19 protein-coding genes are annotated in these 15,883 nt (G+C 67.9%); 7 read left to right on the top strand and 12 right to left on the bottom strand.

Annotated elements, in window-relative coordinates; all coding sequences use genetic code 11:
- Positions 1 to 24: 24 nt before the first annotated feature.
- Positions 25 to 324 carry a hypothetical protein gene (locus Q5Z10_RS08955; RefSeq protein WP_303638738.1) on the bottom strand — a complete coding sequence of 100 codons (300 nt, stop codon included), beginning with the start codon at positions 322 to 324 and terminating at the stop codon, positions 25 to 27.
- Between the two features lie 129 nt (positions 325 to 453).
- On the opposite strand from Q5Z10_RS08955, the gene ftsY reads away from it, so the two are divergent.
- From ftsY to Q5Z10_RS08940, 3 genes are all read left to right on the top strand, one after another.
- Positions 454 to 1,761 (top strand): signal recognition particle-docking protein FtsY, encoded by a 1,308-nt coding sequence (gene ftsY, locus Q5Z10_RS08950; protein WP_303638737.1) that lies wholly within the window; start codon positions 454 to 456, stop codon positions 1,759 to 1,761.
- Positions 1,762 to 1,877: 116 nt separating this feature from the next.
- Positions 1,878 to 3,002 carry an A/G-specific adenine glycosylase gene (gene mutY / locus Q5Z10_RS08945; protein WP_303638736.1) on the top strand — a complete coding sequence of 375 codons (1,125 nt, stop codon included), beginning with the start codon at positions 1,878 to 1,880 and terminating at the stop codon, positions 3,000 to 3,002.
- A gap of 5 nt (positions 3,003 to 3,007) precedes the next feature.
- Positions 3,008 to 3,277, top strand: coding sequence for an oxidative damage protection protein (locus Q5Z10_RS08940; protein WP_303638735.1), 270 nt, complete (start codon positions 3,008 to 3,010; stop codon positions 3,275 to 3,277).
- Positions 3,278 to 3,303: 26 nt separating this feature from the next.
- Here Q5Z10_RS08940 and Q5Z10_RS08935 read toward each other — a convergent pair whose 3' ends face one another.
- From Q5Z10_RS08935 to Q5Z10_RS08890, 10 genes are all read right to left on the bottom strand, one after another.
- The gene (locus Q5Z10_RS08935) at positions 3,304 to 3,753 is read right to left on the bottom strand and encodes a DUF6491 family protein (RefSeq protein WP_303638734.1); all 450 of its coding nucleotides are present in this window, start codon (positions 3,751 to 3,753) and stop codon (positions 3,304 to 3,306) included.
- A 107-nt stretch (positions 3,754 to 3,860) separates the two neighbouring features.
- Complete coding sequence (gene lolD, locus Q5Z10_RS08930; RefSeq protein ID WP_303638733.1) at positions 3,861 to 4,574, bottom strand: lipoprotein-releasing ABC transporter ATP-binding protein LolD; 714 nt, start codon at positions 4,572 to 4,574, stop codon at positions 3,861 to 3,863.
- Positions 4,567 to 5,808, bottom strand: coding sequence for a lipoprotein-releasing ABC transporter permease subunit (locus Q5Z10_RS08925; protein ID WP_303638732.1), 1,242 nt, complete (start codon positions 5,806 to 5,808; stop codon positions 4,567 to 4,569). The genes lolD and Q5Z10_RS08925 overlap by 8 nt, the downstream gene beginning before the upstream one ends.
- Positions 5,809 to 5,831: 23 nt before the next feature.
- On the bottom strand, positions 5,832 to 6,281 hold the full coding sequence (locus Q5Z10_RS08920) for a hypothetical protein (protein WP_303638731.1): 450 nt from the start codon (positions 6,279 to 6,281) through the stop codon (positions 5,832 to 5,834).
- Positions 6,232 to 6,480: an FAD assembly factor SdhE gene (locus Q5Z10_RS08915; RefSeq protein WP_303638730.1), complete on the bottom strand. Its 249-nt coding sequence runs from the start codon at positions 6,478 to 6,480 to the stop codon at positions 6,232 to 6,234. The genes Q5Z10_RS08920 and Q5Z10_RS08915 overlap by 50 nt, the downstream gene beginning before the upstream one ends.
- Positions 6,481 to 6,575: 95 nt before the next feature.
- A complete protein-coding gene (locus Q5Z10_RS08910) occupies positions 6,576 to 7,361 on the bottom strand; it encodes a succinate dehydrogenase iron-sulfur subunit (protein WP_303638729.1) in 786 nt (261 codons plus the stop codon).
- 66 nt (positions 7,362 to 7,427) lie between these two features.
- Positions 7,428 to 9,218: a succinate dehydrogenase flavoprotein subunit gene (gene sdhA / locus Q5Z10_RS08905; RefSeq protein WP_303638728.1), complete on the bottom strand. Its 1,791-nt coding sequence runs from the start codon at positions 9,216 to 9,218 to the stop codon at positions 7,428 to 7,430.
- Positions 9,219 to 9,249: 31 nt separating this feature from the next.
- Positions 9,250 to 9,636 (bottom strand): succinate dehydrogenase, hydrophobic membrane anchor protein, encoded by a 387-nt coding sequence (gene sdhD / locus Q5Z10_RS08900; RefSeq protein WP_025878813.1) that lies wholly within the window; start codon positions 9,634 to 9,636, stop codon positions 9,250 to 9,252.
- Entirely contained in the window at positions 9,633 to 10,025 is a 393-nt protein-coding gene (gene sdhC, locus Q5Z10_RS08895; RefSeq protein WP_303638727.1) for a succinate dehydrogenase, cytochrome b556 subunit, read from the bottom strand. The genes sdhD and sdhC overlap by 4 nt, the downstream gene beginning before the upstream one ends.
- A gap of 57 nt (positions 10,026 to 10,082) precedes the next feature.
- Entirely contained in the window at positions 10,083 to 10,256 is a 174-nt protein-coding gene (locus tag Q5Z10_RS08890) for a DUF1674 domain-containing protein (protein WP_303638726.1), read from the bottom strand.
- A 39-nt stretch (positions 10,257 to 10,295) separates the two neighbouring features.
- Between Q5Z10_RS08890 and ygfZ the strand changes: the two genes are divergently transcribed.
- Positions 10,296 to 11,171: a CAF17-like 4Fe-4S cluster assembly/insertion protein YgfZ gene (ygfZ, locus tag Q5Z10_RS08885; protein ID WP_303638725.1), complete on the top strand. Its 876-nt coding sequence runs from the start codon at positions 10,296 to 10,298 to the stop codon at positions 11,169 to 11,171.
- Positions 11,172 to 11,241: 70 nt separating this feature from the next.
- On the opposite strand, the gene Q5Z10_RS08880 is transcribed toward ygfZ, so the two are convergent.
- Entirely contained in the window at positions 11,242 to 12,324 is a 1,083-nt protein-coding gene (locus Q5Z10_RS08880; protein ID WP_303638724.1) for an ABC transporter ATP-binding protein, read from the bottom strand.
- Between the two features lie 352 nt (positions 12,325 to 12,676).
- Here Q5Z10_RS08880 and zwf point away from each other — a divergent pair, with 352 nt between their 5' ends.
- From zwf to pgl, 3 genes are read left to right on the top strand one after another with little or no spacing between them, the layout of a single operon-like run.
- A complete protein-coding gene (zwf, locus tag Q5Z10_RS08875; protein WP_345783979.1) occupies positions 12,677 to 14,113 on the top strand; it encodes a glucose-6-phosphate dehydrogenase in 1,437 nt (478 codons plus the stop codon).
- A complete protein-coding gene (gene glk, locus Q5Z10_RS08870; RefSeq protein WP_303638722.1) occupies positions 14,110 to 15,117 on the top strand; it encodes a glucokinase in 1,008 nt (335 codons plus the stop codon). Before zwf ends, glk begins: the two co-directional genes overlap by 4 nt.
- Positions 15,114 to 15,836, top strand: coding sequence for a 6-phosphogluconolactonase (gene pgl, locus Q5Z10_RS08865; RefSeq protein WP_303638721.1), 723 nt, complete (start codon positions 15,114 to 15,116; stop codon positions 15,834 to 15,836). Before glk ends, pgl begins: the two co-directional genes overlap by 4 nt.
- Positions 15,837 to 15,883 lie beyond the last annotated feature (47 nt).

Below are 15,883 nucleotides of genomic sequence, written 5' to 3'. Positions count from 1 at the left end.
TCGGCACCTACCGGTGCGGGCTGCTCAAACCTCGCGATCCAGCAGCGAACCCAGCATCTGGTCCTGGCGGCGGATCACCGTGGCATTGGCGGCGAAGGCCACCACCTCGGCTTTCGCTGCCAACAGATCCCCCAGCGGCGCGTTGGCATCGGCGCCGGCAGGGGTCACCGAGACCTGTATCCCGCCCTGCTCCACGGCACTACGCTGCAGCTGCAGGCGCCTGGCATCAGAAGTCGCCAGGTTGGCCAGGTTATGCGCGGCCACCTGCACGCCCTGCTGGGCCGCACGCATCCCGCCGAGGGCGATTCCCATCACGTTGTTCATGGCGGTCTCCGGGCCGCTCCGCGCAGCCCTCCGGACCGGTTAACGGCCGGCGGGCCGCGACCTTGAGTCCACATCGGCCCGACAGGCCCCAGTGGTAGCATATCCCCCTGATTTCAGCGCCTTTCGCCAATGCTCAGTTTTTTCCGCCGCAAGAAGCCCCAGGACGCCGCCGCACCGGACGCGCCCAAGACCCAGCACTACTCGGCTGAAGAGCTGGCCGCCGCGTTCCCGACGGCCGAGCCCGCACCGGCAGCCCCGGTGACTGCACCGGCAGCTGAACCCGTGGCGCCCGCGCCTGCGCCGGCCTCGACCACCGCCGCGCCCGCGCCGGTTCAGCCCGCGCCCGCAGCGCCGGTTGCCGCGGTGCCGGACCGGGTCATCGCGCCGGAGGACTTCGAGGCCGAAGCACTGGCTGCCGCCGCCGTGCTCGCGCCGCTGGCACCGGTCATCCCGGCCGAGGAACCGGCAGCCCCCGCCGCCGACCTGCCGGTGCTGGTCGATGCGCCGGCGGCCCCCGCCGGCAAGCCCGGCTGGCGCGAGCGCCTGCGCAACAGCGCCTTTGCGCGCAGCTTTGGCGGGCTGTTCTCGCGCAATCCGAAGCTCGATGACGACCTGCTGGACGAAATCGAAACAGCGCTGCTGACCGCCGACGTCGGCATCGCCGCCACCACCGACCTGATCGGCGACCTGCGCAAGCGCATGAAGGCGCGCGAGTTCGTCGATGCCAATGCCCTGCTGGCAGCGCTGCGTTCGGACCTGATCGCCATCCTGCAGCCGGTGGCCAAGCCGCTGCTGATCGACCGCACTGCCAAGCCCTTCGTGGTGCTGACCGTGGGCGTCAACGGCGTCGGCAAGACCACCACCATCGGCAAGCTGGCCAAGCGCTTCAAGGACGATGGCCACAGCCTGATGCTCGCCGCCGGCGATACCTTCCGCGCCGCGGCCGTGGCCCAGCTGCAGATCTGGGGCGAGCGCAATGGCGTGGCCGTGGTCGCCCAGGGCCAGAACGCCGATGCCGCCTCGGTGGCCTACGATGCGCTGCAGGCCGGCAAGGCACGCGGTACGTCGGTGCTGATCGCCGACACGGCCGGACGCCTGCATACCCAGTCCGGCCTGATGAACGAACTGGGCAAGATCCGTCGCGTGCTCGGCAAGATCGACGCGGACGCGCCGCACGAGGTGCTGATGGTGATCGATGGCACCACCGGCCAGAACGCGCTCTCGCAGCTGCGCCAGTTCAATGCCGCAGTGAACGTGACCGGGCTGGTGGTGACCAAGCTGGACGGCACCGCCAAGGGCGGCGTGGTGTTCGCGCTGGCCCGCGAGTTCGGCATCCCGATCCGCTTCGCCGGCATCGGCGAGCGCCCCGAAGACCTGCGCGTGTTCGATCCGGAAGCTTTCGTCGACGCCCTGCTGCCTGAAGCGCTGGGCGCCTGATCCGCGCCCGCAGCCACGCACGGCGTGGGTCTGCTGCCGCCGGGGTGGCGCCCTGTGGGTCGCCGACCGGCACCGCAGCAGCACCCCCCATGGGTGGCTGCCCTCCTGGAGTAACGATGTCCCGCCAGCCGACCGCCAGCGCCCCGCCCCCTGCCGAGGATGGCTTCGTCGCCCGCCTGCTGCACTGGTTCGACGACCACGGGCGCCACGACCTGCCCTGGCAGCACCCGCGCAGCCCGTACCGGGTGTGGCTGTCGGAAATCATGCTGCAGCAGACCCAGGTCGCCACGGTCATCCCGTACTTCCAGCGCTTCCTGCAGCACTTCCCGACCCTGCCCGACCTCGCCGCCGCCGACAACGATGCGGTGATGGCGCAGTGGGCCGGGCTGGGCTATTACGCCCGCGCACGCAACCTGCACGCGGCCGCCAAGTGCTGCGTCGAACGGCACGATGGCGACCTGCCGCGCGACTTCGATGCGCTGCATGCCTTGCCCGGCATTGGCCGCAGCACGGCCGGCGCGATCCTCAGCCAGGCCTGGAACGACCCGTTCGCGATCCTCGATGGCAACGTCAAACGCGTGCTCAGCCGCTACCACGGCATTGACGGTTTTCCGGGTCTGCCGGTCGTCGAGAGGCAGCTGTGGGCGATTGCCGAGGCACACGTGGCGCAGGTGCCGGCCGGGCGCATGGCCGATTACACCCAGGCGCAGATGGACCTGGGCGCGACCGTCTGCAGCCGCGCCCGACCGGCCTGCGTGATCTGCCCGCTGCAGCAGGACTGCGTGGCACGGCGCGAAGGCCGTACCGCCGAACTGCCCACCGCCAAGCCCGGCAGGACCCTGCCCGAGCGCGAAGCGGTCGCGCTGCTGCTGCGCGACGCCCAGCAGCGCGTGCTGCTGCAGAAGCGTCCCGACACCGGCATCTGGGCGCAGCTGTGGACGTTGCCGCAGGCCGACGCCGGCAGCCTGCTGCAGGACTGGTTCGACGCGCACGTTGACGGTTCACTGGAAGAGGCCGAAGAACTGCCGGTGCTGCAGCACACTTTCAGCCACTACCGGCTGCACCTGCAGATACTGTCGCGGCAGGTCCGCGGACTGCGCGTGCAGGAACCCACGCTGCGCTGGGTCGCGGCCGACGAGCTGCCCGCGCTGGGCCTGCCGGCCCCGATCCGCAAGCTGCTCGACGGCACCGCGATCAAGGCGCCGCAACGAACTTCCCCGAAACCCCGCAACCACGAGTGAGTGCCATGCCCCGAACCGTCTTCTGCCAGTACGAACACCGCGACGCCGAGGGCCTGGACTTCGTGCCCTACCCCGGCGAACTGGGCCAGCGTGTGTTCAACCACATCGGCAAACCGGCCTGGGCCGCCTGGCTGGCGCACCAGACCATGCTGATCAACGAGAACCGGCTGTCGCCGCGCGATCCCAAGCACCGCGCATTCCTGGAAGCGGAGCTGGCCAAGTTCCTGTTCGAGAAGGACGCGGAGAAGCCGGCAGGCTTCGTGCCGGAAGCCTGAACCCGGCAGCGCCCGGCGCGACCGCGTTATTTTTCCGGCGCCTCGCGCTCCTGCACCTGCGCCTGGCGCAGCTGCTTCTCTTCCGCGCGCAGCGATTTGACGTCCAGCTTGCGGATGGTCTTGATGAAGCACGGCATGCGCGGCCCGCCGGTCGGGTCGCGCACCAGCACCTTGTCGAACGGCGCCGAGACCCGGCCCATGTGGCTGGTCAGGCCGATTGCCGGGGCAAAGGACAGGTCCGGGCATGGGCCGCTCAGCTCCAGCAGATAGGCTTCACTGGGCCGGGTCCACACCGCCAGTGCGCTGTCGCCCAGCTCGGTCCAGCCATTGAGGCTGCCAAAGAACTGCATGTCTTTCTGCGGGGCACCGGCATGGGCGCGGTACAGCTCCAGCTTCTCGGCGCTGCCCAGGCGGCCGGTGGTGGCACAGCCTGCCAGGACCAGGCACAGCCCGGCGATCAACAACGGCGTCTTCATTGCATTCTCCACACGGGACCTGTGCCGATCATGCACCCGTGCGGGGGGTGCCGGCGCGACGGCCGGCAGCCCAGTTCAGCCGCGGGTCGGCGGCCGTTGCCTGCCGCTCAGACGTCGGCGTGCGCCAGCGCGTGCAGGCGCCCTTCGCGCAGCTCCAGTACCCGGTCCAGGCGCCGTGCCAGGCTGCGGTCGTGGGTCACCAGCACCAGGCTGGTGTGACGGGCGCGGTTGAGCTCCAGCATCAGCTCGAACACCGTCGCCGCAGTACGGTCGTCCAGGTTGCCGGTGGGTTCGTCGCCCAGCACGCAGGCCGGGTGGTTGACCAGTGCGCGGGCCACGGCCGCACGCTGGCGCTCGCCACCGGACAGCTCGCCGGGCTTGTGGTCCAGCCGGTGGCCAAGGCCCACCGCCTCCAGCAGCGCGGTGGCGCGGCTGCTGGCGTCCGCCACTGCGGTGCCGGCCAGCATCACCGGCATCATCACGTTTTCCAGTGCGGTGAATTCCGGCAGCAGGTGATGGAACTGGTAGACGAAGCCCAACGCCTGGTTGCGCAGCAGGCCACGCGCGGTGTCGGACAGGGCCGACATGCGCTGGCCGGTGACATACACCTCGCCGGCGGTGGGGATGTCGAGGCCACCCAGCAGGTGCAGCAGCGTGCTCTTGCCGGCGCCGGAGGCACCGATGATGGCCACTGTCTCGCCGGCGTTCACGGTCAGGTCCAGCCGGTCGAACACCGGCGTCTGCATGCGGCCTTCGGCGTAGGTCTTGCCCAACGCTTCGGCACGGATCACCTCATCGCCGCGGTTGACGACCTTATTCATAGCGCAGGGCCTCCGCCGGCTGGGTGCGTGCTGCCCGCCAGGCGGGATACAGGGTGGCCAGGAAGCTCATCAGCAGCGCGACCAGGGTGATCACCACGATGTCGCCGGTCTGCATGTCGGTCGGCAGGCCGGTGATGTAGTAGACATCCTCCGGCAGCAGCTTGACGTTGAACACCGACTCGATGGCGCCGAGGATGCGTTCCAGGTTGAGGGTCAGGGTGATGCCACCGATCAGGCCGGCCAGCGTGCCGAAGATGCCGATCAGCGAGCCCTGCACCATGAACACCTGCATCACTCCGCCCGGGGTCAGGCCGAGCGTGCGCAGGATCGCGATGTCGGCCTGCTTGTCGGTCACCAGCATCACCTGCGAGGACACCAGGTTGAACGCGCCCATGGCGATGATCAGTGACAGCAGGATGCCCATCACCACTTTTTCCATCCGCAGCGAGTGGTAGAGGTTGGCGTTCTGCTGGGTCCAGTCGCTCACCCGATAGGCACCACCCAGGTTCTGCGCCAGGTCCACCCCCACTTCCAGCGAGCGGTCCATGTCATGCAGCTTCAGCCGCACGCCGGTGGCGCCGTCCGAGCGCAGCACGCGCTGCAGATCGGTCATGTTGGCAAAGCCGACACCACGGTCGACTTCGTTGTAGCCGGCCTCGAAGATCCCGCTGACGGTGAAGCGTTTCATCCGGGGTACCGCACCGGCAGGCGTGCCCTGTACTTCGGCGAACGTCACCAGCACCTGGTCGCCCACGTCCACGCCCAGCCAGATCGCCAGCTCCTTGCCCAGCAGCAGGTTGAAACTGCCCGGGGTCAGGCTGTCGTAGCTGCCCTTGGTGACCTTCTTGTTGATCACCGACACGTTCGGTTCCAGCGCCGGATCGATGCCCTGGATGATCGCTCCCTGCACGCGCGGGCCGCTGACCATCGACTGGATCTCGATGTACGGCGCGGCGCCGGCCACGCGCGGGTCCTTGTTGGCCACGTCGACCACGCGCATCCAGTCCGGCATCGGCTCACCGTCGCGGCTGATGGTGGTGTGCGCAGTCATCTGCAGCAGGCGGCCGCGGATCTCCTTCTGGAAGCCGCTCATCACCGCCAGCGTGGTGATCAGCACCGTCACGCCGAGCGCGATGCCCAGGATCGATGCCATGGAAATGAAGGAGATGAAGCCGTTGCGGCGCTTGGCGCGCAGATAGCGCAGGCCGATGGCCACGGGAATGGGTTTGAACATGCAGGCACGCCGGTCGATTCAGCCTATGGTGCCATCGACCGGGGCCGACGGGAAACGCCACGTGCCGCCACGGCCAGTCGCAGTTCACGTCGCTGCCCGGAATCGAGCACATCGGGCCAGAACAACAGGCGGCGCCGCCGCCTGTCCTCACGCCACAGCAACAGCAGCCAGGGGCCGCGCACCACCAGGCGGGGCGCATCGATGTCCTGTCCCGCCACCTGCAGCGGATCGGGCAGCGCTGGCAGAAGAACCCGCACACGCGGTCGGCGCAGGCGCCAGGCCAGTTCGGCCAGGCCCATCACCCAGGCCAGCAGCACTGCGGGCATCAGCAGCCGTGGCGGCAGGTCCGACGCACGCAGCAGCCCGGGTGCGGCCAGCAGCACCGACAGCTGGGCGGCGGCCTGCAGCCGCGAGGGGCGCCATTCAAGGCTTGAGGGCGAGGATCTTCTGCATGAGGGGGATGGCGTGCGCATGCGGGCAGGCCTCGTAGCCCATGAACCAGCGCCACAACTTATCGTCCTCGCAGTCGAGCAGGAACAGGAAAACCTCGCGCTCTTCGGTCGGCGCAGCGCCCCATTCGTGGTCCAGGTAACGGCCGAACAGCTGGTCCAGCTCGCGCATGCCGCGGCGGCAACGCCAGCGCAGCTTCTTCAGCAGAACATCTTCTTCCATCGTGCTTCTCCAGATACAGCAAAGCCACGCATGGCGTGGCTCTACTGGGTGCAGCCACGCGTGGCGCGGCTCTACCGGGTACCGCCAGGCCTGTATCAGGCGCGGCGTTCCATCATCAGCTTCTTGATCTCGGCGATCGCCAGCGCCGGGTTCAGGCCCTTCGGGCAGGTCCGGGCGCAGTTCATGATGGTGTGGCAGCGGTACAGCTTGAACGGATCTTCCAGATCGTCCAGGCGCGCACCGGTGTCTTCATCGCGCGAATCGATGATCCAGCGGTAAGCCTGCAGCAGGATCGCCGGGCCCAGGTAACGCTCGCCGTTCCACCAGTAGCTCGGGCAGCTGGTCGAGCAGCAGGCGCACAGGATGCACTCGTACAGGCCGTCCAGCTTCTTGCGGTCTTCCGGCGACTGCAGGCGCTCACGGTCCGGCGGCGCCGGGGTCTGGGTGCGGATCCACGGCTTGATCGAGGCGTACTGCGCGTAGAAGTGGGTCAGGTCCGGAACCAGATCCTTGACCACGCTCATGTGCGGCAGCGGGTAGATCGGCACTTCCTTCTTGCCGCAGTCCGAAATTGCACGGGTGCAGGCCAGGGTATTGGTGCCGTCGATGTTCATCGCGCACGAACCACAGATACCCTCGCGGCAGGAGCGGCGGAAGGTCAGGGTCGGGTCGATCTCGTTCTTGATCTTGATCAGCGCGTCCAGGACCATCGGGCCGCAGGCGTCCAGATCGACCTCATAGGTATCGGTGCGCGGGTTGCTGTCGTCGTCCGGACTCCAGCGGTAGATCTTGAAGGTGCGCACGTTCTTGCCGCCGGTCTTGGCGGGGAAGTGCTTGCCCTTCGTGATCTTGGAATTCTTGGGGAGTGAAAACTCGGCCATGGCTGCTCTCGTTGGCTCAGGCGGCCCGCGCCCGGAGGCGCGGATTGCATGTTAGGCGGGGTCGGATCAGTACACGCGCGGCTTCGGCGGCACCACGGACACGTCATCGGTCAACGTGTACATGTGCACCGGACGGTAGTCGAAGCTGCACTTGCCCTTCTCGTCCACGCTGACCAGGGTGTGCTTCTGCCAGTTGACGTCGTCGCGGTCCGGGAAGTCCTCGTGCGCATGCGCGCCACGGCTTTCCTTGCGCTGCTCGGCCGAGTTGATCGTCGCCACCGCGTTCAGCAGCAGGTTGTTCAGCTCGTAGGTCTCGATCAGGTCCGAGTTCCAGACCAGCGAACGGTCGGAGACCTTCACGTCCTGGAACGAGTCGAAGATCTTGTCCATCTTCTCGCAGCCTTCCTTCAGCGTCTGGCTGGTGCGGAAGACGGCGGCGTCGGCCTGCATGGTGCGCTGCATGCGATCGCGGATGACCGAGGTCGGGGTATCGCCGTTGGCGTGGCGCAGCTTGTCGAGCAGGCCCAGCGCCTTGTCGCACGCATCGGCCGGCAGGGTCTTGTGCGCCGCGCCCGGCTTGATGGTCTCGGCGCAACGGTTGGCCACGGCACGACCGAACACCACCAGATCCAGCAGCGAGTTCGAGCCCAGGCGGTTGGCGCCGTGCACCGACACGCAGGCGGCTTCGCCGATGGCGTACAGGCCCGGCACGACCGCATCGGGGTTGTCGCCGTCCTTGCGCACCACTTCGCCGTGGTAGTTGGTCGGGATGCCGCCCATGTTGTAGTGCACGGTCGGGATCACCGGGATCGGCTGCTTGTGCACGTCAACGCCGGCGAAGATGCGGGCGCTCTCGGCGATGCCCGGCAGCTTGTCGTCGATCACGCCCGGGCCGAGGTGGGTCAGGTCGAGCAGGATGTGATCCTTGTGCTCGCCGACGCCGCGGCCTTCGCGGATTTCGATGGTCATCGAACGGCTGACCACGTCGCGCGAGGCCAGGTCCTTGTAGTGCGGCGCGTAGCGCTCCATGAAGCGCTCGCCGCTGCTGTTGCGCAGGATGCCGCCTTCACCGCGGACACCCTCGGTGATCAGGCAGCCGGCGCCGTAGATGCCGGTCGGGTGGAACTGCACGAACTCCATGTCCTGCATGGCGATGCCGGCGCGCATGGCCAGGCCGCCACCGTCGCCGGTGCAGGTGTGCGCCGAGGTGGCGCTGAAGTAGGCGCGGCCGTAGCCGCCGGTGGCCAGCACCACGCCCTGGGCGCGGAACAGGTGCAGCGTACCGTCGGACATGTCCAGCGCCAGCACACCGCGGCAGGCGCCTTCGTCGTCGAAGATCAGATCGAGCGCGAAGTACTCGATCATGAAGCGCGCGTCGTGCTTCAGCGACTGCTGGTACAGGGTGTGCAGCATCGCGTGGCCGGTACGGTCGGCCGCCGCGCAGGTACGCTGCGCCGCCGGGCCTTCGCCGTACTTGGTGGTCATGCCACCGAACGGACGCTGGTAGATCTTGCCTTCGGCGGTGCGGCTGAACGGCACGCCGTAGTGCTCGAGCTCGATGATCGCCGGAATGGCTTCACGGCACATGTACTCGATGGCGTCCTGGTCGCCCAGCCAGTCCGACCCCTTGATGGTGTCGAAGAAGTGGTAGCGCCAGTCGTCCTCGCCCATGTTGGCGAGCGCGGCGGAGATGCCACCCTGGGCGGCAACGGTGTGCGAACGGGTCGGGAAGACCTTGGTCAGGCACACCGTCTGCAGGCCCTTGGCGGCCAGGCCGAACGTGGCACGCAGGCCGGCGCCGCCGGCGCCCACCACGACCATGTCGTACTTGTGTTCGGTGATCTTGTAAGCGGACATCTAGTCTGGATTCCTGTCTTGGTGCCTGGGCTCAGGCAACGCCGAGGGCGATGCGGCCCACCGCAAACACACTGACGATCATGCCGAGCACGGCGACGAACTTCACCGCGGTCTGCAGCACCAGGGCCAGCAGCGATTCGTGGATGTAGTCCTCCAGCACGACCTGCAGGCCGAGCTGGGCGTGCCAGAACATGGCGATCAGCAGGCCGATCAGCGGCACCGCGTTCCACGGCTTGGCGATCGCCGCCGTGGCGGTCACGTAGTCGGAGCCGAGCAGGCCCAGCACGAACACCAGGAACCAGATGCCCAGCACCACCAGCGCGGCGGCGGTCAGGCGCTGGTGCACGAAGTGCTCGGTACCGGTCTTGGCCGAACCCAGCCCGCGCACACCCTTCAGCGGAGTACGGAACTTGCTCATGCGGCACCTCCGAACATCACATAGGCCCACACCGCCAGGGTGATCACCAGGCTGCCGATGACCGACATCCAGCTGCTGCGGATGAAGGTGGCGATGCGGAAGCCGATGGCGAAGTCCTGCACGACATGGCGGATGCCATTGCACAGGTGGTAGGCGAACGACCATGTCCACGCGAACAGGAACACGCGGCCATACCAGGCCCCGGCATGGCCGGTGAAGCAGTTCCAGGATTCGGGCCCCATCATCAGAGCCAACAGGCCTCCGGCGATGATGAGGGCACCAACAGACAGAAAGATGCCCGTGGCTCGATGCAGGATCGAGGTGGCCATCTGAATCTGCCAGCGATACACCTGAAGGTGCGGAGAAAGGGGACGTGGTCTGGTCGCCATTCGCTGGGCTCGTTGTCTCGGCTGGGCGGCACAAGGCCGCGTTGGCTCAATGCTGGATCAGAAATCGATGCAGCGTCCGTTTTTCTCCCAATCGCCATACCGCACCGGATCGAGTCCGCCGCGGCCACCAAATTCTTCTTCCGCCACTGGCTGTTCCACGGGCACGGGGGCCGGTGGGACCAGCGGGGCTTCAGCTTCGGCATCGGGAGTGGGGGTTGTTTGGCCTATCATGAGTGGTCTCGCAACGCACAAATTTTAGACCTCGTTCACGTGCCTGACAACCTTCCCCCTGCTTTCGTCGCATATCCGCGCCTGCCCGGCCATCAATTGCTGAGCCTGCAGGGCGTGGACGCGGCCGCATTCGCCCACGCCCAGTTCAGCAGCGATGTCACCGCCCTGCCCCTGCTGCACTGGCAATGGAGCGCCTGGCTGAGCGCCAAGGGCCGCACCCTGGCGGTGTTCCAGCTGCTTCAGCTGGCGGAAGACCACGTGCTGCTGGTGCTGGCTGACGGCGCTGCCGATGCGATTGCGTCGCAACTGCAGCGCTTCGTGTTCCGCCGCAAGGTCAAGGTGATGGTGCGCAGCGACCTGGCCGTGGCCGGCGCCTTCACCGCCGCCGAGGCCGCCACCGGCGCCGCCCTCGCCACCGCTGCGGGCGGCGGCTGGGAGCTGGACCTGGGCAGTGACGCCCTGCCGCGCACGCTGCGCATCGGTCCGGCCGAAGCCTTCGCTGCCGGCAGCGAGGCCGACGAGGCCGCCTTCGCCCTGGCCTGGCGCCAGGCCGACCTGCGCTTTGGCCTGCCGCGCCTGGAGGAAAGCCAGCGCGAGGTGTGGACGCCGCAGCAGCTGGGCCTGGACCGCCTGAACGGCTACAGCGTGAAGAAGGGCTGCTACCCGGGCCAGGAAATCGTCGCCCGCACCCACTTCCTCGGCAAGGCCAAGCGCGCGGTGCAGCTGCTGCATACCGCAGCACCGGCACACGCTGGAGACGGCGTCCAGCAGGACGGCGCGGCGCTGGGCAGCATTGCCAGCGTGGCCGGCGACCTGGCGCTGGCGGTGCTGCCGCTGGAGACCAGCGACGGCGACCTGCAGGTGGGTGACGCGCCTGCGCAGCGCATGCCATTGCTGGAGGGTCTGGCGCGCTGAATCCGGCAGGTGCGGACCGTTGCTCCGCACGGCGGTGAGGACGCCGGGCATGGCCCGGCGCTGCCGATCCCTACAGGCGCTCGCCGCTTTCGGGATTGAAGAAATGCAGGCCCTGCGGGTGGATCGCCACCTGGATCTGCTCGCCCACAGCCGGCAGCGGCTGCGGTGCCACGCGCATGGTCAGTGCATGCGCGCCGCTGCTCATGTTGACGAAGATCTCGTTGCCAACCGGCTCGATGCCTTCGATGCGTGCACTGAACGCGTGCGCATCCTCGCTGCCTGCGGGCTGCAGATGCTCCGGCCGCACACCGACCGCGATCGGCTTCTGCAGCCACGCCGGATCGATCGTGGCCTGGCCCAGCGGCGCCTGCCACGCGCCATCGACCACGCTCACGCCACCGGCATCGCCCTGCAGCGTGCCGCGCAGCACGTTCATCGCCGGGCTGCCGAGGAAACCGGCCACGAACAGGTTGGCCGGCCGGTCGTACAGCGCCATCGGCGTATCGATCTGCTGGATGATGCCGTCCTTCAGCACCACGATGCGCTGGCCCAGCGTCATCGCTTCGACCTGGTCGTGGGTCACGTAGATCATGGTGGTGCCCAGCTTGCGGTGCAGCTGCGCGATCTCGGTGCGCACGCTGTGGCGCAGCTTGGCATCCAGGTTCGACAGCGGCTCGTCGAGCAGGAACACGGCCGGCTCGCGCACCAGCGCACGGCCTAGTGCCACGCGCTGGCGCTGGCCACCGGACATCGCCTTGGGCAGCTTGTCCATCATCCCGGTCAGGCCGAGCGTCTGCGCCGCCTCGCTGATGCGTTTGTCGATGGTGGCCTTGTCGTGGCCGCGCAGCTTCAGGCCGAAGGCCAGGTTCTCGGCCACGGTCATGTGCGGGTACAGCGCATAGCTCTGGAACACCATGGCGATGTCGCGATCCTTCGGCGCCACATCGTTGACCACCCGGTCACCGATGCTCAGCGTGCCGCCGCTGATCTCCTCCAGGCCGGCCACCATCCGCAGCAAGGTCGACTTGCCGCAGCCGGACGGACCGACCAGCACCATCAGCTCGCCATCGGCGACCTCGAAGGTGGCGTCCTTCACCGCGACCTGGCCGTTGTCGTAGACCTTGCGCACACCCTGCAACTGCACTTTTGCCATTTCACTCATCCAGTCCGCCCGACGCCGGGCTGTCTTTTGGGACTGCCTCGGCCCTCCCGATGGCAGTGATGATTGCGCGACCGCCGCATGACGGCGACCACTGCAATCGAATACAGTTGCCCATTCTGCCATGTAAACGTTTTCACGTGGCACTATCCGAGAGTCGGTGCGCACCGATCTGCGTTGGCGGTTGAACGAAGGTTCCGCCGACGCAGTGGTTTCGAATGGAACGGTCTTCCGGAACCCCGGAGAACGCCCCGGACGAGCCTCGGACAGGCAGTTGCGCGGATGTCCCCCGAACCCAGCCATGAAGCGATTGACAACGATGTCACCCGGATCTGAAACTCGAGCGATGCACGACACCCTCTTCCTGTTCGGTGCCACAGGTGATCTGGCCCAGCGCTACCTGTTCCCTTCGCTGCTTCGCCTGCTTGGCGACGGCCTGCTGCCGGAGGACTTCCGCATCCGTGCGCTGGCGCTGTCCGGGCATGACACCGAAGCCTTCCATGACATCCTGCGACCGCGCCTGCAGCAGGCGATGCCGTTGGCCACGGCGGAGGACATCGCCTCCCTGCTGCGCCGCATCGATTACCGTTCGGTCGACCTGCGCGACGTCGATTCGGTCGCGGCCGCGGTGTCCGACCTGGTCGATCGCCGCTGCGTCAGCTACCTGGCGATTCCGCCTGGGCTGTACATCTCTACCTGCGAAGGCCTGGCCAAGGGCGGCGCGCTTGCCGCACCGGCGCGCCTGATGCTGGAAAAGCCGATCGGCAGCGACAGCGAAAGCGCCGAGCAGATCATCTCCACCATTGGCCAGTGGATCGACGAGGACCGCGTGTTCCGCCTCGACCATTACCTGGGCAAGGCGGCCGTGCAGAACCTGATCGCGCTGCGTTTCGGCAACACGCTGCTGGAAGCGGTATGGAACCGCAACTACATCGAGTCGGTGCACATCCTCGTCGCCGAGAGCGAAGGCGTGGACGGCCGCGATGCCTACTACGCACGTTCCGGCGCCCTGCGCGACATGGTGCAGAGTCATATCCTGCAGCTGCTGTGCATGGTGGCGATGGAACCGCCGGCCTCGCTGGAAGCCGACCGCATCCGCGACGAAAAGGTCAAGGTGCTGCGTGCACTGCGCCCGCTGGATGCCAGCAATGCCGCGCGTGACAGCGTGCGCGGCCGTTACACCGCCGGCACCATCAACGGCCAGCCCGCGCAGGCCTACCAGCCGCCGGAAGGCAGCGATGTCGAAACCTTCGCCGGGGTCACCGCGCACATCGACAACTGGCGCTGGAGCGGCGTGCCGTTCCACCTGGTCACCGGCAAGCGCCTGCCCGAGCGCACCACCCGCGTGGAAGTGACCCTCAAGCCGGTCACCCACTGGCTGTTCGAGCGCCCGCAGCGCGCGCAGGCTGCACCGAACCGCCTGGTGTTCCAGCTGCAGCCGCAGGAGAACATCGAGCTGGGCCTGATGAGCAGCCTGGCCGGCCCGGAATGGGGCGCGCTGGAACTGCATCCGCTGGAACTGGAACTGTCGGTGCCGACCGGCCTGCATCGTCGCATCGCTTACGAACGCCTGTTCCTGGATGCCTTCAACGGCAACCACACGCTGTTCGTCCGCGATGACGAAGTGCGCGCCGCCTGGGCGTGGATCGACAGCGTGGCCGATGCCTGGAAGGCCGCCAACCTGCCGCTGGAGCCGTATCCGGCCGGCCAGTGGGGTCCGGCCACTGCCGGCGGCTTCCTGCCGCAGGGCGTGGACGCTCCCGACAGCGAGGCCTCGGCATGAGCGCGGGCAGCCAGCCGGTGCTGGTCGCCGATATCGGTGGCACCAATGCCCGCTTTGCCCTGGCCGACACCTCGCTGGATGCGCCGCTGCAGAAGGACAGCATCCGCGAGTACGCCGTTGCAGAATTTCCCTCCCTGGGCGACGCCGCACGCCACCATCTGGAACAGATCGGTGCCAGCGCGCGTCGGGGGGTGTTTGCCGTGGCCGGCCGCGTGGACGGTGACGAAGCCCGCATCACCAACCATCCGTGGGTGATCTCGCGCAGCCGTACCGCGGTCATGCTCGGTTTCGACGAGCTGCACCTGATCAACGACTTCGCCGCGCAGGCGATGGCCATTTCATTGCTGCAGCCCAGCGACGTGGTCCAGGTCGGTGGCGCTGCATGGGTTCCCGGGCAACCGGGACAACCGCGCAACTACGCGGTGATCGGGCCCGGTACCGGGCTCGGTGTCGGCGGCCTGATCCTGCGCCATGGCCGCTGCTATCCGCTGGAAACCGAAGGCGGCCATGTCAGCTTCCCGCCCGGCACCCCCGAGGAGATCCGCATCCTGGAGATCCTGTCCGAACAGTTCGGACGCGTCTCCAACGAGCGGCTGATCTGCGGGCCGGGCCTGGTCAACATCCATCGCGCGGTATGCGAGATGGCCGGCATCGACCCGGGCCAGCTGCAGCCGGTCGATGTGACCGCCCGCGCCCTGCACGGCGATCCGCAGGCGATGCGCACCGTGGATGTGTTCTGCGCGGTGTTCGGCGCCATCGCCGGCGACCTGGTGTTGACCCAGGGCGCCTGGGACGGCGTGTTCCTGACCGGCGGACTGACCCCGAAGATGCTCGATTCGCTGCAGCATTCCGGCTTCCGCCAGCGCTTCGAACACAAGGGCCGGTTCTCTTCGATCATGGCGCGGGTTCCCTCCCTGGCCGTGATGCACCCCCACGCTGGGCTGCTGGGCGCCGCCGCCTATGCCGCCGATGCCGAACGCGATGCTCCAGGAGTTGCCGCATGACCCCCCTCTTCCACGACGACCGCATCGAGCTGATCGACCACGGCGACGCCGACGCCTGGATCGAGGCGGTGGCCACCGAAATGGCGCAGGCGATCAACCACGACATCACCGAGCTTGGCCGCGCACGCATCCTGCTGTCCGGCGGCACCACGCCGGCACCGGTCTACCAGGCGCTGGCCGAGATGGATGTGCACTGGGACCGCGTCGAAGTCAGCCTGGCCGACGAACGCTGGCTGTCGCCGCAGGATCGCGACAGCAACGCCTGGCTGGTGCGCGAGCACCTGCTCAAGCGTGCCGAGGGCGCGCACTTCGATCCGCTGGTACGGATCGGCAAGCCACTGCCGGAATGCGTGTACACCGCCAACCTGCAGGCCCAGCACAGCCAGCCGCCGAGCGTGGTGGCGCTGGGCATGGGCAACGATGGCCATACCGCCTCGCTGTTCCCCGGCTCGCGCGATCTGCCGCGTGCACTGGAAAGCACCCTGCCCTATGCGGCACTGGATGCCACCGGCTGCCCGGGCGCCAACCAGTGGCCGCTGCGCATCACCCTGACCCCGCGCGGCCTGGGCCAGTGCCGCCAGCGCCTGCTGCTGCTGCGTGGCAAGCAGAAGCTGCAGGTGCTGCGCCAGGCGCTGGACAGCAATGATGCCCAGCAGTACCCGATCCTCAATGCAATCAACCTGGACGGCGCGCGCCTGCGCGTCCACTGGGCTGATTGATGTCGGCGGCGGCGTCGTGCCGCCGCCTGCCTCTCGCCACCACGAAC

The sequence above is a fragment of the Stenotrophomonas sp. 704A1 genome (assembly GCF_030549525.1).
GTDB classification, from domain to species: domain Bacteria; phylum Pseudomonadota; class Gammaproteobacteria; order Xanthomonadales; family Xanthomonadaceae; genus Stenotrophomonas; species Stenotrophomonas tuberculopleuritidis.
This window is presented reverse-complemented; position numbering and strand designations above follow the sequence as displayed.